The organism is Streptomyces sp. NPDC043176, from assembly GCF_056436715.1.
In genome coordinates this window covers 43,256-63,363 of sequence record NZ_JBWKCA010000015.1, presented here as the reverse complement: position 1 = coordinate 63,363, position 20,108 = coordinate 43,256, and the positions used below count along the sequence as shown (strand labels likewise).

Annotated in this window: 14 protein-coding genes and 1 pseudogene; 6 read left to right on the top strand and 9 right to left on the bottom strand. The window is 74.2% G+C overall.

Going from position 1 to position 20,108, the window contains the following annotated elements; genetic code table 11:
* Positions 1–10: 10 nt before the first annotated feature.
* Positions 11–1,075 carry a LacI family DNA-binding transcriptional regulator gene (locus AC067A_RS23915; RefSeq protein WP_479244511.1) on the top strand — a complete coding sequence of 355 codons (1,065 nt, stop codon included), beginning with the start codon at positions 11–13 and terminating at the stop codon, positions 1,073–1,075.
* 7 nt (positions 1,076–1,082) lie between these two features.
* Here AC067A_RS23915 and AC067A_RS23910 read toward each other — a convergent pair whose 3' ends face one another.
* The gene (locus AC067A_RS23910; protein ID WP_479244510.1) at positions 1,083–2,717 is read right to left on the bottom strand and encodes an amidohydrolase; all 1,635 of its coding nucleotides are present in this window, start codon (positions 2,715–2,717) and stop codon (positions 1,083–1,085) included.
* A gap of 169 nt (positions 2,718–2,886) precedes the next feature.
* Here AC067A_RS23910 and AC067A_RS23905 point away from each other — a divergent pair, with 169 nt between their 5' ends.
* The gene (locus AC067A_RS23905; RefSeq protein ID WP_479244509.1) at positions 2,887–3,597 is read left to right on the top strand and encodes a TetR/AcrR family transcriptional regulator; all 711 of its coding nucleotides are present in this window, start codon (positions 2,887–2,889) and stop codon (positions 3,595–3,597) included.
* Positions 3,598–3,678: 81 nt separating this feature from the next.
* Here AC067A_RS23905 and AC067A_RS23900 read toward each other — a convergent pair whose 3' ends face one another.
* The 5 genes from AC067A_RS23900 to AC067A_RS23880 form a co-directional block, all read right to left on the bottom strand.
* Positions 3,679–5,400: an IclR family transcriptional regulator domain-containing protein gene (locus tag AC067A_RS23900; protein WP_479244508.1), complete on the bottom strand. Its 1,722-nt coding sequence runs from the start codon at positions 5,398–5,400 to the stop codon at positions 3,679–3,681.
* Between the two features lie 211 nt (positions 5,401–5,611).
* The gene (locus tag AC067A_RS23895; RefSeq protein WP_479244507.1) at positions 5,612–6,067 is read right to left on the bottom strand and encodes a MaoC family dehydratase; all 456 of its coding nucleotides are present in this window, start codon (positions 6,065–6,067) and stop codon (positions 5,612–5,614) included.
* 205 nt (positions 6,068–6,272) lie between these two features.
* Positions 6,273–7,793 carry an acyl-CoA synthetase gene (locus AC067A_RS23890; protein ID WP_479244506.1) on the bottom strand — a complete coding sequence of 507 codons (1,521 nt, stop codon included), beginning with the start codon at positions 7,791–7,793 and terminating at the stop codon, positions 6,273–6,275.
* A gap of 10 nt (positions 7,794–7,803) precedes the next feature.
* Positions 7,804–8,673, bottom strand: a complete 870-nt coding sequence (locus tag AC067A_RS23885) for an amidohydrolase family protein (protein ID WP_479244611.1) — start codon at positions 8,671–8,673, stop codon at positions 7,804–7,806.
* A gap of 14 nt (positions 8,674–8,687) precedes the next feature.
* Entirely contained in the window at positions 8,688–9,599 is a 912-nt protein-coding gene (locus tag AC067A_RS23880) for an SDR family NAD(P)-dependent oxidoreductase (protein WP_479244505.1), read from the bottom strand.
* Between the two features lie 156 nt (positions 9,600–9,755).
* Between AC067A_RS23880 and AC067A_RS23875 the strand changes: the two genes are divergently transcribed.
* Complete coding sequence (locus AC067A_RS23875) at positions 9,756–10,622, top strand: PaaX family transcriptional regulator (protein ID WP_479244504.1); 867 nt, start codon at positions 9,756–9,758, stop codon at positions 10,620–10,622.
* Positions 10,623–10,802: 180 nt separating this feature from the next.
* Positions 10,803–12,194, top strand: a complete 1,392-nt coding sequence (locus AC067A_RS23870) for an NAD(P)/FAD-dependent oxidoreductase (protein WP_479244503.1) — start codon at positions 10,803–10,805, stop codon at positions 12,192–12,194.
* A 182-nt stretch (positions 12,195–12,376) separates the two neighbouring features.
* Here the strand turns inward: AC067A_RS23870 and AC067A_RS23865 are convergent, their stop codons facing one another.
* The gene (locus tag AC067A_RS23865; RefSeq protein WP_479244502.1) at positions 12,377–16,093 is read right to left on the bottom strand and encodes a choice-of-anchor D domain-containing protein; all 3,717 of its coding nucleotides are present in this window, start codon (positions 16,091–16,093) and stop codon (positions 12,377–12,379) included.
* A gap of 328 nt (positions 16,094–16,421) precedes the next feature.
* Here AC067A_RS23865 and AC067A_RS23860 point away from each other — a divergent pair, with 328 nt between their 5' ends.
* Positions 16,422–17,855, top strand: a complete 1,434-nt coding sequence (locus tag AC067A_RS23860; protein ID WP_479244501.1) for a chondroitinase-B domain-containing protein — start codon at positions 16,422–16,424, stop codon at positions 17,853–17,855.
* A 51-nt stretch (positions 17,856–17,906) separates the two neighbouring features.
* On the opposite strand, the gene AC067A_RS23855 is transcribed toward AC067A_RS23860, so the two are convergent.
* Entirely contained in the window at positions 17,907–18,275 is a 369-nt protein-coding gene (locus AC067A_RS23855; RefSeq protein ID WP_479244500.1) for a GPP34 family phosphoprotein, read from the bottom strand.
* Here AC067A_RS23855 and AC067A_RS23850 point away from each other — a divergent pair.
* A pseudogene (locus AC067A_RS23850) lies at positions 18,261–18,569 on the top strand (hypothetical protein); the annotation flags it as partial. The gene AC067A_RS23855 and the pseudogene AC067A_RS23850 sit on opposite strands and share 15 nt — an antisense overlap.
* A gap of 39 nt (positions 18,570–18,608) precedes the next feature.
* Here AC067A_RS23850 and AC067A_RS23845 read toward each other — a convergent pair.
* Positions 18,609–20,012, bottom strand: a complete 1,404-nt coding sequence (locus tag AC067A_RS23845) for a GH1 family beta-glucosidase (protein ID WP_479244499.1) — start codon at positions 20,010–20,012, stop codon at positions 18,609–18,611.
* Positions 20,013–20,108: the final 96 nt, after the last annotated feature.

Here is a 20,108-nt window from a genome sequence, read left to right as displayed (position 1 = left end):
CCATCACCCCATGACCGAAGCTTCACGGCACGGCGGGCAGCACTCGCCGCCCGTCCCGCGCGTCCGCCTCGTCGACGTGGCGCGCGAGGCGGGCCTGTCCAAGACCACCGTCTCGGCGGCGCTCAACGGCACCGGCAGACTCTCCCCCGAGGTACGGGAGAAGGCCCGCGAGACCGCGCGCAGAATGGGCTACCGGCCCAACGCCACCGCGCGCCACCTGCGCGCGGGACGGGCCCGGCTGATCGGATACGTGGTGGGAGGCCTCCCCGACGCGCTCTGGACCTACCTGGAGTCGCCCTACTTCGCCCGGCTGACCGGCGCCACCGCGGCGACCTCACTGCTCCGCGGCTACGCCGTGGTGCTGCTGCCGGCCGGCACCCTGCAGAGCGAGTGGGCCGACCTGCCGCTCGACGCGGTGGTCGTCGCCGACCCCGTGGCCGGAGACCCCGTCATCGAGGACCTCCTGGCCGCCGGGATCCCCGTGTTCAGCGACCGGTCCGTGGAGGGGCGGCCCGGGGCCTCCTGGGTGGACGTCGACGCCGAGGGGGCCGTCCGCGAAGCCCTGGACCACCTGCGGGAACAGGGGGCCGGGAGGCCCGTGCTCGTGGTGCCGGACATCGCCACCCGCTTCCACGTCGGCGTCGAGACCGCGCACCGGGACTGGTGCGCCGCCCACGGCCTGCCGGAGCTGACCGTGCGCGTCGCCGAGACCGGGAACGGGCCGGTGGTCGAAGCGGTCGAGACCGCCCTCGGCGTACCGGAGGGGGCCGAACGGCCGGACGCCCTGCTCGTCGTCGCCGAGGCGAGTCCGCCCCTGGTCCTGGCCGCGGCGCGCCGGCACGGCTACGCGGTCCCGGACGACCTGTTGGTCGTCCTGGTCAGCGAGGACACCACGGCCCCGTACACCGACCCGCCGGTGACCACGCTCAGTCTGCGGCCCGAGGCGGTCGCGGAGGCCGGCGTCGAGCACCTCGTCGCCGTTCTCGAGCACGGCCGCCGGGAACCCGCCGGGACGCTCGTGGCGACGCGTCTCGACGTCCGGGCCTCCTCCCTCCGCTCCGGGCGGAGCGAGTAGCGGCACGTCAGCGCGCGTACACGAGCTCGCCGCCCACGTACGTCCGCTCGACCCGGGCCTCGGCGATCTCCTCCGGCCGGCCGGTGAGGATGTCGCGGTCCAGGACCACCAGGTCGGCGAGGTGGCCGGCGCGCAGGCTGCCCGTGTCGTCCAGGCCGTTCACGTGCGCGGTGCCGGCGGTGTAGGCGGCGAGCGCGGTGGTCGGGTCGAGGCGCTGTTCGGCGTAGAAGACCCGGTCGTCGGAGGCCTCCGGGTCGCGGCGGTTGACGGCGACGTGGATGCCCTCGATCGGGTTCGGGCTGCTGACCGGCCAGTCGCTGCCGGCGGCCAGGGTGGCCCCGGCGCGCACCAGGTCGCCGAACGGGTACTGCCAGGCGGCGCGCTCGGGACCCAGGAACGGGATGGTCAGCTCGTCCATCTGCGGCTCGTGGGCGGCCCAGAGCGGCTGGATGTTGGCGATGGCCCCGAGCCGGGCGAACCGGACCAGGTCCTCCGGGTGGACGACCTGGAGGTGGGCCAGGTGGTGGCGGTTGCCGCGGTGCCCGTTGGCGGCGATCGCGGCCTCCACGGCGTTCAGGGCCTCGCGGACGCCGCGGTCGCCGAGGGCGTGGAAGTGGACCTGGAAGTCGAGGGCGTCGAGCTCGGTCACGTAGCCGCACAGCGCCTCGGGGTCGACGAAGCTCAGCCCGCTGTTGCCGGTGGCGCAGCCGCAACCGTCCAGGTACGGGGAGATCATGGCGGCGGTGAAGTTCTCCGCGATGCCGTCCTGCATGATCTTGACCGAGCCGGCCCGGAACCGACCCGCGCTCAACTTCTCGCGCCGGGCGACCAGTTCGGGGATCTGCTCGGCTCCGCGCTCGCGGTCCCACCAGAGCGCGCCGGTCACGCGGGCGGTCAGCGAACCGTCCTGGGCGGCGGTCATGTACGCGTCCGAGGGGTCGGTCATGCCGCTGAACGAGCCGAGCAGCGCGTCCTGCCAGGCGGTGATGCCGAGCGAGTGCAGCAGCTTCTGGGCCCGCAGCAGACCGGCGAGCCGGTCCTCGTGCGTGGCCGGCGGCACGAACCGGGCCACCAGGCCGATCGCCCCCTCCTGGAGCGTGCCGCCGGGGCGGCCGTCCGCCTCCCGCTCGATGCGGCCGTCGGCGGGGTCCGGGGTGTCGGCGGTGAGCCCGGCGAGCTCCAGTGCCCGGGAGTTGGCCCAGGCGCCGTGGTGGTCGCGGTTGGACAGCAGGACCGGCCGGTCCGGGACGACGGAGTCCAACAGTTGCCGGGTGGGCAGTCCGCCGTCGAAGCTCTCCATCGACCAGCCGCCGCCGGTGATCCAGGTCTTCTCCGGGTGGGCGTCCGCGTACTCGCGGATCCGCTCCAGGTAATCGGCGACGCCGACCGTACCGGTCAGATCGCACTCGGCCAGCTCCTTGCCGCCGCCGACGGCGTGGATGTGGGCGTCCTGGAAGCCCGGCAGCAGCAGCTTGCCCGTCAGGTCGACGACCTCGGTGCCGGGGCCTATGAGGTCCCGGACCTCGTCGTGCCCGACGGCCGCGATCCGGTCGCCGACGACGGCGAGCGAGGTCGCCCGGGTGCGGGCCGGGTCCGCCGTGAAGACGGGGCCACGGGTGAAGACCAGATCGGCCGTGCTCATGTGCGCTCCAGACCATGGGATGACGTGTGGTGGGGGCCATGGAAGCGGCAGGTCCGTTCACACGTCAATGGCGTTGACATAAGGCTCCGGCCGGTCGAACGGGCGGTTCCCGCAAGGCGGTCGGCCGCAGCCGTTTACACGTCAACAACGTTGACGTAATGTTCCGGCCATGCCCGAACGCGTCGTGCCCGAAGGCAGCAGGCAGCGCCGCCGCCCCACCAAACAGGGCGCCGTCCTCTCGGAACGGCTCATCGTCGACACCGCTCTGCGCCTGATCGCGCAGCACGGCGCCGAAGCCCTCTCGGTACGGAGGCTGGGCGCCGCGCTCGGCGCCGACCCGACCGCCCTCTACCGCTACTTCCGCAACACCGACGCCCTGCTCCTCGCCGTCGCCGACGAGATGATCGGCCGCGCGCAGGAGGGCTGGACGGCGACCGGCGACTGGCGGACCGACCTCCGCGCCATGGGCGTGCGGATCAACTCCTGCTACCGGAACAACCCGCAGGCCGCCGTCCTCGCCGCCCACCGCACCACCGGCCGCCCCCACGAGACCCGGGCCGTCGAACGGATCCTCGGCATCCTCAGGACCGCCGGCTTCCCCGACGACCTCGCCGTCCGGATCTACCACGCCTTCGTCGACCAGGCCCTCGCCTTCGCCGCCCAGGACGCCGCCGCGGCCGCGCTGCCGCCCGCCGCCCGAGAGAAGGACGAGGAGGTCTGGCACGAGGTGTACGGCAGGCTGTCGTCCGACACCCACCCCCACATCGCCGCGACCTTCCCCCTGCTCGCCGCCGACATGAGCGGCAGCGGCTACCCCTTCGCCCTGGAACTGATGCTCGCCGCGGTGGAGGCCCTGCGACCGGCCGGCGCCGACGGCTGAACGGAGAGCGGCGTCCCCTCCGCGAGCCGGCGGCCGTCCCGCGGGCCGGGCCTCCCGCCCGCACCCGCGCCGCGCACTGCCTCAGCCGGTCGCCACCCGCGAGAAGCGCCCCACGGCGGCGAGGTCGGCGCTGATCAGGCCGGCCGTCTCCCGCAGCGGCGGCAGCAGGGCGGCCAGACTCTCCTGCGGCGTGGCCCGCCCCGCGTGCAGGGCCACGTTGACCGCCGCGACCGCCCGGCCCCGGCCGTCCGTGACGGCCACCGCGAGCGAGCGCAGGCCCTCCTCCAGCTCCTGCTCGACCCATCCGTAGCCGCGCGCGGCCGTCGCCGCCACCACCTCGTCCAGTTCCTCGTGCGTCGTCACCGTGCGCGGGGTCAGCGCCTCGGGCGTGATGCGCCCGAGGCGCTCGGCACGCTCGTCCTCGGTCAGGTCCCCCAGGAGTACGCGGCCCATCGAGGTCGCGTAGGCCGGGAGCCGGGTGCCCACCGTGATGTCGATGTGCATGATGCGCGTGCCGGCGACCCGCGCCACGTACCGGATGTCGTCACCGTCGAGCACGGCCACCGACGCCGACTCGTGCACCCGCAGCACCAGGGCGACCAGATGCGGGGTCGCGATCTCCGGCAGGCTCAGGCCCGACAGGCGGGCGTAACCCAGCTCGAGCACCCGGGGCAGGACCACGAACCCGCCCGGCTCCTCCCGGACGTACCCCAGATGGCGCAGGGTGATCAGCGACCGGCGCGCCGTCGCCCGGGGAAGCCCGGTCAGCCGGGCGAGCTCGGCGAGCCGCACGGGACCCCTGACACCGCCGAAGGCGCGCAGGACGTCGAGACCGCGGGCGAGTGACTGCAGGAAGCCCGAGCCGATTTCCTCCTTGAGCTCCGCCCTCCCCGGCGCGGGCGCGACCGCGGGCGGGGACTCGGGCAGGGCTTCGGGTGCCGCGGCCCCTGGGGGTGCACCCGCCGCCGCGCCCGCCGCGGCTCCCCGTGCCGCGAGGGCCGCCTCCATCGCCGCGACGGCGCTCCGGAGCGGCGGCAGGGCCCGCTCCGTCAGTGACCGGGCGGTGTGCCGGCTGGTGTGGCTCACGACGGCGACCGCGCAGACCACCGCGCCGTCCGGTGCCCGTACGGGCAGGGCGACGGAGAGCAGGCCCGGCTCGATGAGCTGGTCGTCGACGGCGACGCCGCTCTCGCGGGCCTCCCGCGCCCGGTCGAGGAACTCGGCCTCCACCTCGTCCGGCGGGGCCGCCGGGCGGGGCGGGACGGACGGGAAGGCGGTGTCCAGCGGGTCCTCGGCGCGTCGCGCCCGCCACCGCTCGCGGTCACCCGCGTCCCAGTGGGCGGCGAACAGGGCGCCGGGCGCGCACCGTTCGGCCGGCAGCAGACCGCCGGGCCGGAAGGAGATCGCCATGGCGCGGTGGCGGGTCGCCTGGGTGAGGAAGCGGACGCCGTCGCGGTCCGGAACGGCCAGGGACACCGACTCGTCGAGCGCGTCGGCGAGGGCGGCGGCGTGCGGCCCGAGGAGTTCGGGGAGCCCGGAGGAGGCGAGATAGGCGTTGCCGAGTTCGGCGGCCCGCGGGGCGAGGAGCAGGTCGCGGCCCTCGGTCCGCAGGAGGCCGAGGCGGACGAGTGTGGTGGCGACCCGGTCGACGGTCGACCGGGCCAGTCCGGTCGACCGGGCCAGGTCGCCGGGACGGTGGCGCACGTCGGACCCGGCGGCCATCACGCGCAGCACGGCGAGTCCCCGCTCCAACGGCCCGACCGACTCGGCGGGTGCGCCCTCGGCCTCGGCGGGCTGCGGCATCGTCCTGACTCCTCGGGGGCGGGGGCGAGTGGGGCGCCTGGACGGCGCGGGCCCACCGTACCCGCCACCCGCGGCGAGCCCCCTGGGGCGCAGGGGCCACCGGCACCCGTCACCGCCCGGAGCGCGTGACGGACGCCTGGACGGACCCGACCCGCGGGCACGCCGAAGGGGCGACCGCGGGAAGCGGCCGCCCCTGCCCCGTACCCCGGGATCAGGCGAAGAAGCGGTACACCGCCTGGGCGACGCACGCCGGCTTGGCGATGCCGTCGATCTCCACGGTGAGGTCCACGACGACCTCGACGCCGCCCTTGACGTCCTCGACGGACACCACGCGGCCGTGCGTGCGGATCTTCGACCCGACGCGCACGGGGGAAGGGAAACGCACCTTGTTCAGGCCGTAGTTGACCGCCATCGCCACCCCCTCGACCTGGAGCAGCTCACTCCACATGGGGATGAGCAGGGAGAGGGTGAGGTAGCCGTGGGCGATGGTGCCGCCGAAGGGACCGGTGGCCGCGCGCTCGGCGTCGACGTGGATCCACTGGTGGTCGTCGGTGGCGTCCGCGAAGGTGTCGACGCGCGGCTGGGCGATCTCGACCCAGGAGCCGTGGCCGAGGTCGGCTCCGGCCTGGGCCTTGATCTCGTCGATGCCGTGGACGGTGAGAGCCATGGTGGTACTCCTCTGGAGATACAGGGGGATGCGGGGATGCGGGGGTGCGGGGGTGCGGGGGTGCGGGGATGCGAGGGAATGCGGGAGGGCCGCCGAAAGGGCACGTCGAACGGGCACGACGGACGGCGGCACCGGCGGGGCACCGGCACCGGCGGGGCACCGGCACCGGCCGGACACCGGCACCGGCGGGGCACCGGCAGGAGTGTCAGCCGTCGCCGCCGTAGCGCGCCCGGATGGGGGCCTTGAGCAGCTTTCCGGTGGCGTTGCGGGGGAGGTCCGGTGCGAGGACGACGCTCTTGGGGATCTTGTAGCGGGCGAGCCGGGCCTCCAGGTACGCGATCAGCTCCCCGGCGGTGAGGGCCGCTCCGGCGCGGGTGACGACGACCGCGCGTCCCACCTCGCCCCACCGGGCGTCGGGCACGCCGATGACGGCCGCCTCGGCGACGTCGGGGTGTCCGAGGAGGGCGTCCTCGATCTCGGCGGGGTAGATGTTCTCGCCACCCGAGATGATCATGTCCTTGATGCGGTCGACGAGGCGTACGTAGCCGTCCTCGTCGACGACGGCCACGTCGCCCGACCGGAAGCGCCCCCCGTCGCGGAAGGCCGCGGCGGTCGCCTCCGGGAGGTTCCAGTAGCCCGGGGTCACGTTCGGCCCGGCGACGACGACCTCGCCCTTCTCGCCGGGCGCGGCCTCCTCGCCCGAGGGCAGCAGCACCCGCACGTCGGTGAAGAAGTGCGGGACGCCGGCCGAACCGGCGCGGCTGAGCGAGTCGGCCCGGTCCAGGATCAGCGCGCCCGGCGCGGTCTCCGTCATGCCGTAGCCCTGGACGAAGGCGAGGCCGCGGTCCAGATAGGCGTGGGCGGTGCGGGTCGGCACCGGGGCGCCGCCGCAGAGCAGGGTGCGCAGACTGGTCAGGTCCGCGTCGGCCCACCGCGGGGCCGCCGCCATCGCGTCGAACATCGTCGGCACGCCGAACATGAAGGTGACGCGGTGCCGTTCGACGAGGCGCAGGGTGCGCTCCGCGTCGAAGGAGGACTCCAGGAGGACCGTGCCGCCCTTCAGGAGGATCGGCAGACAGCTCATGTTGAGGGCGCCGGTGTGGAAGAGCGGTGCGGCGACCAGGGCCACCTCGTCGCCGGCGAGGTCCGTGTCCACGAGGACGTTGAGGCTGTTCCAGATGACGTTGCCGTGGGTGAGGACGGCGCCCTTGGAGCGGCCGGTGGTCCCCGAGGTGTACATGATGAGGCAGACGTCCTCGTGGCCCACCTCCTCGTCGACCGGTTCCGTGGACGCGGCCGCGAGCAGCTCCTCGTACGGGGCGCCCGGTCCGCCGTCCACGGCGAGGACGGTGCCGAGGCCGGCGCCCTCCGCCAGCTCCTGCACGCGCTCGGCCGGCTGCCCGGCGTGCACCAGGGCGGTGCTGCCCGAGTCGGTGAGCTGATGGAGCAACTCCGGTACGGCGAGACGGGTGTTGAGCGGCACGAACACCGCTCCGAGCAGGCCGGCCGCGAAGAGCGTCTCCAGGTAGGACGGATGGTTGGGGCCGAGGAACGCCACCCGGTCACCGCGCTCGACCCCGGCACCCCGCAGGGCGTGGGCCAACCGGGTGCAGCGGTCGTGCAGTTCGGCGTAGTCGACCGCGCGGCCCCCGTGCAGGAGGGCGGTGCGCCGGGGCGACCTGCGGTCGCGGCGCGCGGGCCACGAGCCGATGCCCTGGTTGCGCATGGGATCCCCCTCAGTTTCCGGTGAGGCCGAGCAGCCTGGCCGCGTTCTCCTTGAGGATCTTCGGACGGACCTCGTCCTTGATCGGGAGCTCCGCGAAGTCGGCCAGCCAGCGGTCGGGGGCGAGCAGCGGGAAGTCGGAGCCGAACAGCACCTTGTCCTTCAGGAGGCTGTTGGCGTACCGGACCAGCTGCGGCGGGAAGTACTTCGGCGACCAGCCCGACAGGTCGATGTACACCTGGGGCTTGTGGGTGGCCACCGCGAGCGCCTCGTCCTGCCAGGGGAAGGACGGGTGGGCGAGGACGATCTTCATCCCGGGGAAGTCCGCGGCGACGTCGTCCACGTCCATCGGGTTCGAGTACTTCAGCCGGATGCCGCCGCCGCCCGGAGCGCCCGCGCCGATGCCCGTCTGCCCGGTGTGGAAGACCGCGATCGCGCCGGCCTCCTCGATCGCCTCGTACAGCGGGTACGCCATGCGGTCGTCGGGGTGGAAGGCCTGGATGTTCGGGTGGAACTTGAAGCCCTTGACGCCGAACTCCTCGACGAGCCGCCGGATCTGACGGACCGCCGCCCTGCCCTTGTACGGGTCGACCCCGGCGAACGGGATGATCACGTCAGGGTTCCGCAGCGCGGCCTCGGCGATCTCCTCGTTCGGTACCGGAGCGGTGCCGGTCGCGGACTCCGCGTCCACCGTGAAGACCACGCACGCCATCTGCCGCTCGCGGTAGTACGTGGCGATCTCCGGCAGTGTCGGGTGGCGGTGCTCCGCCTTGAAGTACGTGCCGGCGGCGGCGTCGAGCTCGTCGGAGAGCGACGCGCAGCCCTTCTCGGACACCTCGGCGTGGGTGTGCATGTCGATGGCGACGAGCGCGTTCACGTCCATCGCGCCGTGGCCGCTCACAGCTGCGGCGCCGGGATGCCGAAGGTCTCCGGGGTACGGCCGACGGTCACCGGCCAGGCGGCGGCGATCGTCTCGGCGCTCCAGCCGCCGTCGGCGTAGGCCACCGACACCTCCCGCGGGTGCGACCAGAGCGCGAGCTTGTCGCCGCCGATGCCGACGCACTGGCCGGTCACGCCGGCGGAGGCGTCCGAGGCGAGGAACGTCACCAGTCCGGCGACGTCCTCGGCCGTGCCGAAGCCCTCGCCCTTGCGCAGGCTGTCGGGGAGCGCGACGCCGTCCTTCTCCAGGGCCTCGACGTGCGGCGCGAAGACCGGGATCGTCTTCGTCATCGCGGTCGCGGCCACCGGGACGACGGCGTTCGCGGTGATGCCGGCCTTCGCCAGTTCCATGGCCCAGGTGCGCACCATGGCGGCGATGCCGGCCTTGGCGGCGGCGTAGTTGGTCTGGCCGAAGTTGCCGCGCTGCCCGGCGGGGGAGCCGGCGACGACGACGCGGCCGCCCTCGCCCTGGGCGCGCATCTGCTCGACGGCGGCGCGGACGCAGGTGAAGGTGCCGCGCAGGTGCACCTCGACGACGGTGTCGAAGTCCTCGTCCGTCATCTTCCACAGCACCCGGTCGCGCAGGACGCCGGCGTTGGTGACCATCACGTCGAGCCGGCCGTAGCTGGCGACGGCGCGGGCGACGAGGGCCTGGGCGGCCTCGGTGGAGCCGACCGGGACCACCTCGGCGACGGCGCGTCCGCCGTCGGCGGTGATCAGGCGCACGGCCTCGGCGGCGGCGTCGCCGTCCACGTCGTTGATCACGACGGCGGCGCCGGCGGCGGCGAGCGAGCGGGCGTAGGCGAGGCCGAGTCCGCGGCCGCTTCCGGTGACGACGGCGACCTTGCCGGTGAGATCCACAGGGGTCATGAGCGGGGTCCTTCCCGTGAGCCGGGTGCGGGGCGCGAGGTGACGCGGCCAGGAGCACGCACCGGGGAGGCCAAAGCTAGGCACATTCTCATCTGCGGTCAACAAACTGCCGAATATTTATGGTGAGCCGGGACTGCCGGGCCTACGCTGTCCCCCGTGATCGCATCCGACCCGCCGCAGCCCTCCGAAGCCGACCCCGAAGCGGCCGGCCGCGGAGCCCCGCCCCGCACCCAGTCCCTGATGCTGAGCTTCTTCGGCATCCACGTCCTCGGCACCGGCACCGCCCTGTCCTCGGCGAGCGTCATCGACGCCTTCGCCCGCGTCGACGTGGGGGAGGGCGCCGTCCGCTCGACCCTCACGCGGATGGTCGGCAGGGGGCTGCTCGACCGCCACCGGCGCGGCCGCAGGATGTACTTCTCGCTCACCGACCGGGCCGCCGAGGTCCTCGCCGACGGCGAGGAGCGGATCCGCCGCACCGGCGCCGTCAACCGCGCCTGGGACGGCACCTGGACCCTGGTCGGCTTCTCGCTCCCCGAGTCCTGGCGCCGTGAGCGCCACGACCTGCGCTCCCGGCTCGTCTGGGCGGGCTTCGGCCCCCTGCAGAGCGGACTCTGGGTCGCGCCCGGCCGCGTCGACGTCGCCCCCGTCACGGCGGAGCTCGGGCTGGGGGACCGTATCAAAGCCTTCCACGGCGAGGCCGCCGCGCCCACCGAGGCCGGTCCCCTGCTCCGCGCCGCCTTCGACGTCGACGCCATCGCCGAGGGCTACCGCGCCTTCCTCGCCCGCTGGGGCGACGGCCGGCTGCCCGCGGACGCCCGCGACGACCTCGGGCTGCTGCTCCTGCTCCACACCGACTGGCTCGACCTGGTCCGCCGCGACCCCCACCTGCCCGCCGAGCACCTGCCCGAGGAATGGCCGGCCGAGCACGCCGAGGCGCTGTTCCGCGAACTCTCCGCGCGCTTCGAACCGGGAGCCCGGAGCATCGCCGAGGAGATCCTCGACCGCTGGGACCCCACGACGTAGGGCGTCGGCCGAGGGATCCGGACGACCACGCCCGGAGGCGGACCCCTGGCCGCGGGGGCCGTGCCGCCCCGGCGCGCCTTACGTCAACACCATTGACCTTGTTCCGCGCGGCGGAGTCTCATGGCGGCACTTCGGAGACTCCCCGCGCCCGGGCGTCTCCGCGACCCGTAAGGAACGCCCATGGACCACCTCTCCTCGCTCCGGGACGTCGAGCACACGCCGTTCTGGCTCGACGACCCCCGCCGACCGAGGCCCGCCCCGGCGCTCGTCGGCACCACCACCTGCGACCTGCTGGTGGTCGGCGGCGGCTACACCGGCCTGTGGACCGCACTCGTCGCCAAGGAGCGCGACCCCTCCCTCGACGTCGTCCTGGTCGAGGCCGACGGGGTCGGCGGGGCCGCCTCCGGCCGCAACGGCGGATTCTGCGAGGCGAGCCTCACCCACGGCCTCGCGAACGGCGTCCGGCGCTGGCCCGACGAGATCGGCCTCCTGGAGCGCCTCGGCCGGGAGAACCTCCAGGCCATCGAGGACGCCGTCGAGCGCCACGGCATCGACTGCGACTGGGAGCGCACCGGCTCACTCGTCGTCGCCACCGAGCGCTACCAGCTCGACGGGCTCGCGGAGGAGGCCGAGACGGCCGCGCGCTACGGCGGCAGCCCGCTCCTCCTCGACGCCGAGGCCGTCCGGGCCGAGATCGACTCGCCGACCTTCCTCGGCGGCCTGTGGAACCGGGACGACGTCGCCATGGTCAACCCCGCCCGGCTCGCCTGGGGCCTCAAGAAGGCCTGCCTCGACCTGGGCGTCCGCATCCACGAGAACACCCCCGCGACCTCGCTCGACGAACGCGGCGCCGTGATCGGCGTGGCCACCCCGTACGGCCGGATCACCGCCGGGCGCGTGGCACTCGCCACCAACGCCTATCCGTCCCTGCTCCGGCGCCACCGCCCGTACACCGTCCCCGTGTACGACTACGCGCTGATGACCGAGCCGCTCACCGACGCGCAGCTCGCCTCCGTCGGATGGACGCGCAGGCAGGGTTTCGCGGACTGCGCCAACCAGTTCCACTACGTCCGGCTCTCGGCGGACAACCGGATCCTCTGGGGCGGGTACGACGCCGTCCACCACGGCGGTCCGGTCCGCGCCGAACACGACCGGCGGCCGGAGACCTACGCGACGCTCGCCGAGCACTTCTTCACCACGTTCCCGCAGCTGGAAGGGGTTCGGTTCACTCACGCCTGGGGCGGGGCCATCGACACCAGCACCCGCTTCTGCGTCTTCTTCGACACGAGTCACCACGGCAAGGTCGCCTACGCCGCCGGATTCACCGGCCTCGGCGTCGGCGCCACCCGCTTCGGGGCCGAGGTCATGCTCGACCTCCTCGCCGGCGAGCACACCGAGCGCACCGGCCTGGAACTCGTACGACGCAAGCCGCTGCCCTTCCCGCCCGAGCCCGTCCGCTCGATCGGCATCGGCATCACCCGCTGGTCCATGGCGCGCGCCGACCTCGACGAGGGACGCCGCAACCTCTGGCTGCGCACCCTCGACCGCTTCGGCCTCGGCTTCGACAGCTGACCCGGCACCACCGCACCACCGCTCGACAGTCCCGCCGTCCCTCCCCGCTTCCCGCTCACGCACGACCGCCGCACACCGCCCGTACCTCACGACCGCCGTCGTCACCCTCGGCGGCGCCGCCGTCATCCCGGTCGAGTCGGTGCGCCGCACCCGCGGGCAGCCCCCGCCCGGGCCGGGGGGCCTCAGTAGCCGATCCGCACCCCGCTGACCGTGTGACGGTCGGTCAGGCCGCCGTTGGCGGCGCTGAAGCCGACCAGGACGTTGCGCGGCAGCGTGACCGCCACGTCGATGACCTGGGTGCCGTCGACCAGCACGATGAGGCGCCCGGCCGCGGTGACGTTCAGGTCGATCACATGGCTGCCGGTCCGCAGGGCGGGGACGTTCGACGAGGTCGCCGCGTACTGCAGGGTGGTTCCGGTGCCGCCGGTGGACACGGCGACGAAGTTCGCCGACGGGTCGTTGCCGTTGCGGTAGGTGTCCAGGGTCACCGCGACCCCGGGCAGCCCGCTGAAGCCGAGCCCACCGCCCCCGGCGCCCAGGGACGTCGGCGTCGCCCGTGCCGCATCGAGGAGCAGCAGCGCGAGCCCGTCGGCGCCGGTGCCGCCCGACAGGGTGGCGGTGAAGCGGGCCCGCAGCCGCGCCGAGGGCACGGAGGTGGCCTGGATCGCCGAACCCCTGACGCCGGCCGTGGCGGGGGTGAGGACGAGCGAGGTGCCGGACAGCGCGGCGCTGCCGTTGTACGTCCAGCCGTTGGGCCCCGGCGGAGGCACCGCGTACGAGGCGGCGGTGATCGCCGCCCCCCGGACGGCGTGGATGTCGGTGACGCCGCCGGTCCCGCCGCCGAACGCGAGGAACGCCGTCGGCGGCAGCGTCGCCACCGTGGTCCGGAGCCGCTCGACGCCGTCGACGGACACCGCGATCGTCTTGCCGGTGACCGTGACGGACACCGCGTGCGTGCCCGACCGCAGGTTCGGCACGTTCGGCGTGGTCGTCGCGTAGCTGAGGGTCGAGCTGGTGCCGCCGGTGGAGACACCGACGAAGTTCGTGTACGGATCGCCCGTGTTGCGGAAGGTGTCGAAGGCGACGGCCACACCGGGCAGCCCGCCGAAGCCGAGCGCGCCGCCGACACCGCCGAGCGCGGACGGCGTGGTCCTGGCCGGGTCGAGGAGCGAGAAGGACAGGCCGTCGGCGCCGGTCCCGCCACCGATCACCGTGGTGAACGACGCCTTCAGACCGTCGGTGAGCACCGGCACGGGCCAGACCGCCGTACCCCGCTGGGAGGCCGTCGCCTGCGTCAGCTGGAGGTCGTTCCCGGAGATCCGCGCGGAGCCGTTCAGCTTCCAGCCGCCCGCGCCGGGCGACGGGACGTTGACCACGGTGCCGGCGGTCCCCGTGCCGGTCAGCGTCTCCTTCAGCGCCCCCTGCCCGTCGTCGGCGGTCAGCTCGTACCCGGCCGATACGGCTCCGATGGCCGTCGGCGAGAACGTGACGGCCTGGTGGACCACGTCCTCCGGGCCGAGGACCTGGCCCTCGCTGATCGGGTTCGTCACGTGGAAGGGCGCCGCCGGCGGCTTGGCCTTGGTGATGGTGAGCGGGATGTTGCCCGTGTTGGCGATGTCGAAGGTCCTGGTGACCGACTCGCCGACCCGCACCTGACCGAAGTCCGTCGAGGTGGGCGTGATGGTGAGCTCCGCCCGCCCGGTCACCGCCGTACCCGCCAGGGAGACGGACGCGGTGCCGCTCCCGCCGGCGACCGCGACCGTCCCCGTGTGCTGCCCGGCGACGGTCGGCGCGTACGTCACCTGCACGGTGACGGACTGGCGCGGACGCACGACGGTACCCACGGCCGGCGGATCGGCGACGGTGAACGGGCCGCCGGGCAGGGAGACCGAGGAGAGGGTCTCGTCGGTCGTCCCCGTGTTCGTGAACGTCACGCCGAGCGTCTTGCGGGACGTGGTCGGCACCGTGTCGAAGTCGAGGGATCCCGGGGACGCGAGGAGACCCGGCCGGGTCCCGTAACCGGTCAGGCCGAGCGCGCTGTCGCCGACGTCCGTGGCGAAGGTCAGCGCCGACGTGTCGGCCCCCGGCGACGTGGGGGAGAAGGTCACCTGCGCGGTGTGCGCCTCACCCGCCCGCAGCGTGCGCGGCAGACCGGCCGAGGACGCGGAGAACGCGCTGCCGGCCGGGGTGCGCACCCCGGTGAGCGTCACGTCACGGGTCGCCGTGACGGTCGCCGTGACCGTACCCGAGGAGCCGACCGCGACATCGCCGGCGTCCACCGGCTCACCGTGCAGCGCCGAGTTCGCGGGACGGCCGAAGGACATCACGCGTCCGTCCCGGGTGCCCACGTAGATGCGCCCGTTGTCCGTGGCCGGCACGGCGAACTTCGACGCCACCCCGATCGGCGCCGACCAGCGGAGCCGCAGCTCCCCGTTCACGGGTACGGCGTCGTAGGCGCGCAGCTGCCCGTTGGCGCCGTTCGCCCCGTCGGAGGCGACGGCCCACACCAGCGCCGAGCCCGGGTTCGTCCCGGTCGACGTCACCACCGGCGAACCCGAGGTGTAGCCGAACCGCTGGGCGCTGCTCCCGGTGTTGCTGAGCACCGGGAGGCCCGAGCCGGACAGCCCGTACGCGAAGGCCCGCAGCGGTCCGTTGCTGCCGATGGTGTAGACGTACCCGCCCTGGCCGCCGTACACGGCGGGGTGCCCCCAGACCCCCTCGTACGGCCCGAACACGCCGACCACCTTGTCGGTTCCGCCCGGACCCTGGCTGCGTCCGCCGAGGCCGTCGCGGTCGAGGAGGAAGAGCCGGCCGTCCTTGCCGATCTCCGCGAGCAGCCGCGGGTACCGGCTGGTGCCGAAGTAGGGCTCCGGCAGGCCGACCGGGCCGCCGGAGCCCAGGTCCGTGTCGTTCAGGTCGAGTTGGGAGGCGTTGGAGGGGCTGAAGAAGTCCTGCGCCGACATCGTGCCGTCGCTGTTCACCCCGAGCCGCACCACCGACTCCGCGAGCTGGCCGGGCGGCCGGTTGCCGGGTCCGGGTGCGGGGGAGACCCCGTTGCCCGTCGAGAACAGGATCCGGCCGGGACCGTCGGAGACGAGACCGCCCCCGCTCATCCACACACCGGCCATGCCGTTCGCCGACGCGTCCTCGGTCGCCCACAGCGTGGTCCTGCGGGTCGTGGTGTTGACTCCCATGACGTAGCCCACGTACGGCCCGCGGTCGCAGTGCGAGGCGAAGGCCGCGTACACCGAGCCGCCCATGAGGAGCAGCCCGGGCCGCTGCCCGGCGGTGTACGGGTTGAACGCGCGCCCGGGGTCGTTCACCGGCGCGCCCGCCACCTTGACCGGCCAGCCCGCCCGCTCGGCGCCCGTCGCGGGGTCGAGGGCGTGCACGTACCAGTTGGGGTGCTGGACGTCGGGGCCGTCGTTCACCTTCGACGTCAGGTAGACGGCGTTGCTGACCGGGTCGTACACCGGGGTCGACGTGACCCCGATGTTCGGCACCAGGTCCCCGCAGCTGACGGCGGAGGCGGGCCACGGCGCGCCGAGGTCCTTCGTCCAGCCGATGCCGCCGGTGGCCGCGTCGATGCCGTACGCCTTGTTGTTCTCCGTGGCGGCGATCAGCGTCCGCCCCACCACCAGAGGCTGGGCGTAGACCTGGCCGTCGACGGGGGTGGAGAACTGCAGCCCGAAGTCCGAACTGGACACCTGGTCGGGGCCGAGCCCCGGCTCGTCGTGGTCCCAGCCGGTGCGCAGGTCGTCGTGCGAGATCGTCGTCTGGTCGGCGACGAGCCGGGACGGCAGCGCGGGGGAGCCGAGGGCCGTCGCCGGCCCCGCGGTCAGGGAAATCGTCAGAGACATCGTCAGCAGCCGGGTGATCGCCCTGCGTCGGCCGGTCATCTCCCCCACCTTCACGTGGACCCACGAGGACGAAGACCGGGGCGCTCCGCCGGCCCCATCCTGAACCGTCCGTCCGCGCACGTACACCCCTCTTCCCCCGGCCCTTCCCGAGGTCCACCCGATCGGGCCCGGTCCGGTGCCCGGCGGGGCGCGTTAGCGGAACGTCAGCGGGACGTGAGCGGCAGGCGGGAGAGTGGGGCGCGTCCCGTCCTGACCAGGCCGGATCCGGGGCGGGCCGTGGGGGCCCGCACCGGGTCCGGCCCGGTCGGGACGCGAAAGGGCCCCGCGACGGGCCCCGCGCGAACTCCTCTCTTCCCCAGGAGGCATCATGCGACGACGGACCTTCCTCACGGGCTCCCTCATCGGCGCGGCGGCGGCCGCCGTCCCGCTCGACACCCTGCTCGCCCCCGTGGCCCCGGCCGCGGCCACTGCGCCGGTCACGTCCCTGGCCGAGCTGCAGAGCGCGATCGACCGGGCCGTCGCCGGCGACCGGATCGTCGTCGCGGACGGCACGTACACCGTCCCGCCGGGCGGCGCCCTCACCGTCACGGGCAGGAAGGGCACCGCCGGCGCGCCCATCACCGTCGTCTCCGCGTCCCGGGGCGGCGCCGTGCTGCGCGGCGAGCGCAGTTTCGTCTTCCGCGACTCGGCCTACGTCACGCTCAGCGGCTTCGCGTTCCGGCAGAGCGAGACGCTCGCGATCCCGGCGGACAGCACCGGCATCCGGCTGACCCGCAACGACTTCCAGCTCGCCGACGAACCCGGCCTCGACTGGGTCCTGGTGGAGGGCGACGACGCCAAGATCGACCGGAACCGGTTCCACGACAGGACCACGCAGGGCATCTTCCTCGTCGTCGACGGCCCCGGCACGACCGCCGTCGCCCAGCGCCTCCACGTCTTCAGGAACCACTTCGCCCGCCACGGCTACACCGGCGCCAACGGCGGCGAGTCGATCCGGCTCGGCGTCAGCAGCCGGGCGCTGTCCGGCGCCCACGCGATCGTGGAGTACAACCTGTTCGAGCGGTGCGACGGCGACCCCGAGGCCATCTCGGTGAAGTCCTCCGACAACACCATCCGCCACAACACGATCCGCGACAGCCAGGGCGGCATCGTGCTCCGCCACGGCAACCGGACCACCGTGGAGGGCAACCACCTGCTCGGCGGCAAGGAGGGCATCCGCCTCTACGGCAACGACCACCTCGTCGTGAACAACCACCTCGCCGGCCTGACCGGCCGCGCGCTCGTCATCGGCAGCGGCACCACCCGCGACCACACCGACGGCGAGACCACCGAGCAGCGACGCGGCAACGACGCGTGCGACGGCGCCGTCATCCTCCACAACACCTTCCGCGGCAACAGGAGTTGCCTCTCCGGAGAGAGCCGCACGTACGAACCCCGGGACGTCGTCGTCGCCGACAACCTCCTCGTCGGCGACGCCGGCAGCCTCGTCGCCCTGGGCCGCACCAGCGGCTTCACCTGGCAGGGCAACATCCTCTGGGGCGCTGCCGCCGACGGCACCCTGCCCGCCGCCGGCTACACCCGCGTCGACCCGCGCCTCCTGCCCGGCGCCGACGGCATCCACCGCCTGGCGGCGGACAGTCCCGCGATCGGCGCGGCCACCTTCACCGGCGTCCTCGTCACCGAGGACATCGACGGCGACCCGCGCGGCACCCCCCGTGACGTCGGCGCGGACGAGTACGCCGCCACCGCGCCCCTCCGCCGCCCCCTCACCCCCGCCGACGTCGGCCCCAACGCCTCCTGACCGGCCGCGGGAGCCCCCGGCCGGCGGACGGCGGGCCGGGGATCCGCCCGGTCAGCTCGTGACGGCCACCGTGGTCGCCACGGCGACCGCGGCCATCGCGGCCCGCATGTCGCGGATCGCCTTCCGGACGTCCTCGGCGACCCACCGGCCTTCCGTGATCCGCTCCAGGCGGGGCGCGACCTGCTTGCGGGGCACGTCGGGGAAGGCCAGGCGGTGCAGCTTCGCGCCGTGGACGAGGGCGAGCAGGCCGGCGGTGCGCGCGTCGGGCCCGGCGCCGCCGGCACCGCCGCGCGGACCCTCGGCGCGGCCTCCGCCCAGCCCGAGCTCCTCCAGGCCATGGGCCGCGACCCGGGCCTCACCCGGGCACAGGCCCTCAGCCGCCTCGCCTACGAGGCCGAGGCCGGCGCCACCGCCGCCCACTGCGGCCGGGCGGGCACCACCACCAGCGGCTTCAACCAGGTCGCGCGGGGCACCTTCCAGGGCTCGGTCTTCCCCGGCAACGACATGGCCCGGGTCGCGGCCGACTCCAGCTGGACCTCCACCCCGTACGTCAAGGGCTCCGGCGGCTCCGGCACCTGCTCCAGCGGCGGCACCACCTTCTTCCAGCCGCTGAACCCGCTGCTCCGGAACTACGGTCTGACCCTGAGGACCACGGGCACCGACCCCGGCCCCGGCCCCGGCGAACCCCAGCCGGGCGGCACCTGGACCCGAGGGGGGAACCGCGGCGCCCCTTCGCGGGACCAGGCCGCACCCTCAGGACCCGGCGAGCCCGCCCCGGGCGATGACCTCCGCGTACCAGCGGGCACTGTCCTTCGGCGTCCGGCGCTGCGTGGCGAAGTCGACGTGGACGATGCCGAACCGCTTGCTGTAGCCGTACGCCCACTCGAAGTTGTCGAGCAGCGACCACAGGAAGTAGCCCCGCACGTCCGCGCCGTCCGCGAGCGCCCGGTGCACCGCTGCCAGGTGCGCGTGGAGGTACGCCACCCGCTCGGGGTCCTTCACCCGGCCCGAGGGGTCGGCGTAGTCGTCGTACGCCGCGCCGTTCTCCGTGATCACCAGCGGTACGCCGGGCAGCTCGTCCCGCAGCCGGACGAGGAGCTCGTGCAGTCCGTCCGCGTCCACCGGCCAGTCCATGGCGGTCCGCGGCCCCGGCGCCGGCTCGAAGCGGACGTGCCGCTCCGCGCCCGCCCACGGAGACGGCGACTCGGACGAACCGGCCGCGACGACGGCGGGGGAGTAGTAGTTGATGCCGAGGGAGTCGATCGGCGCGGCGGCCGCCGCGAGGTCCCCGTCCTGGACGAAGGACCAGTCGGTGACCGCCGCCGTGTCACGGACCAGGTCCTCCGGCAGCCGCCCGTGGAAGACGGGGTCGAGGAAGATCCGGTTGCCCACCGCGTCGATCCGCCGGGCCGCGTCGACGTCCTCGGGCGCCTGCGAACGGGCCCGCACCGCGTGCAGGTTGAGGGTCAGGGACACCTCGGCGGAACCGGGCAGCGCGCCGCGCAGCACGCGCGCCGCGAGCCCGTGGGCCAGGTTGAGGTGGTGGGCGGCGCGCAGCGCGGCGAGGTCGCTGGTGCGGCCCGGCGCGTGCACCCCGTTGCCGTAGCCGAGGAACGCGGCGCACCACGGCTCGTTCAGCGTCGTCCAGGTCGCCACCCGGTCTCCGAGGGCGTCCGCCATGATGCCCGCGTACTCGGCGAAGCGGTACGCGGTCTCCCGGTGGGGCCAGCCGCCCGTGTCCTCCAGCTCCTGCGGCAGGTCCCAGTGGTAGAGCGTCGCCACCGGGCGGATGCCCGCCTCCAGGAGCGAGTCGGCGAGGCGCCGGTAGAAGTCCAGGCCCTTGTGCACGGCGGGGCCGCGCCCGGTCGGCTGGACCCGGGGCCACGCGACGGAGAAGCGGTAGTCGGTCACCCCGAGCCGCCGCATGAGGGCGATGTCCTCGTCGACGCGGTGGTAGTGGTCGGCCGCGATGTCACCGGTGTCGCCGTTGCGGACCTTGCCCGGCGTGCGGCTGAAGGTGTCCCAGATGGACGGCGTGCGGCCGTCCTCGGCGGCGGCCCCCTCGATCTGGTAGGCGGCGGTGGCGGTGCCCCAGCGGAAGCCCTCGGGGAACCGGAGGGCGGCCGTGGTGTCGGTGTGGGTGTCGAGCGCGGTCATGGGAAGGGAACTCCCTCGGGTCGGGACGTCTTGGGGGAGAGAATGGGGGGGAGGAGGGCAGGTGCCGTGCCGGCCGGAGGGCGGAGAGCCGGCGGG

Excerpts from the sequence above, each read along its gene's own strand:
- AC067A_RS23895 (WP_479244507.1), bottom strand. The coding sequence starts at position 6,067 with ATGGCTCTCACCGTCCACGGCATCGACGAGATCAAGGCCCAGGCCGGA.
- AC067A_RS23900 (WP_479244508.1), bottom strand. The coding sequence starts at position 5,400 with ATGCCGCAGCCCGCCGAGGCCGAGGGCGCACCCGCCGAGTCGGTCGGG.
- AC067A_RS23910 (WP_479244510.1), bottom strand. The coding sequence starts at position 2,717 with ATGAGCACGGCCGATCTGGTCTTCACCCGTGGCCCCGTCTTCACGGCG.
- AC067A_RS23880 (WP_479244505.1), bottom strand. The coding sequence starts at position 9,599 with ATGACCCCTGTGGATCTCACCGGCAAGGTCGCCGTCGTCACCGGAAGC.
- AC067A_RS23890 (WP_479244506.1), bottom strand. The coding sequence starts at position 7,793 with ATGCGCAACCAGGGCATCGGCTCGTGGCCCGCGCGCCGCGACCGCAGG.
- AC067A_RS23885 (WP_479244611.1), bottom strand. The coding sequence starts at position 8,673 with ATGGACGTGAACGCGCTCGTCGCCATCGACATGCACACCCACGCCGAG.
- AC067A_RS23915 (WP_479244511.1), top strand. The coding sequence starts at position 11 with ATGACCGAAGCTTCACGGCACGGCGGGCAGCACTCGCCGCCCGTCCCG.
- AC067A_RS23865 (WP_479244502.1), bottom strand. The coding sequence starts at position 16,093 with ATGACCGGCCGACGCAGGGCGATCACCCGGCTGCTGACGATGTCTCTG.
- AC067A_RS23870 (WP_479244503.1), top strand. The coding sequence starts at position 10,803 with ATGGACCACCTCTCCTCGCTCCGGGACGTCGAGCACACGCCGTTCTGG.
- AC067A_RS23905 (WP_479244509.1), top strand. The coding sequence starts at position 2,887 with ATGCCCGAACGCGTCGTGCCCGAAGGCAGCAGGCAGCGCCGCCGCCCC.
- AC067A_RS23860 (WP_479244501.1), top strand. The coding sequence starts at position 16,422 with ATGCGACGACGGACCTTCCTCACGGGCTCCCTCATCGGCGCGGCGGCG.
- AC067A_RS23845 (WP_479244499.1), bottom strand. The coding sequence starts at position 20,012 with ATGACCGCGCTCGACACCCACACCGACACCACGGCCGCCCTCCGGTTC.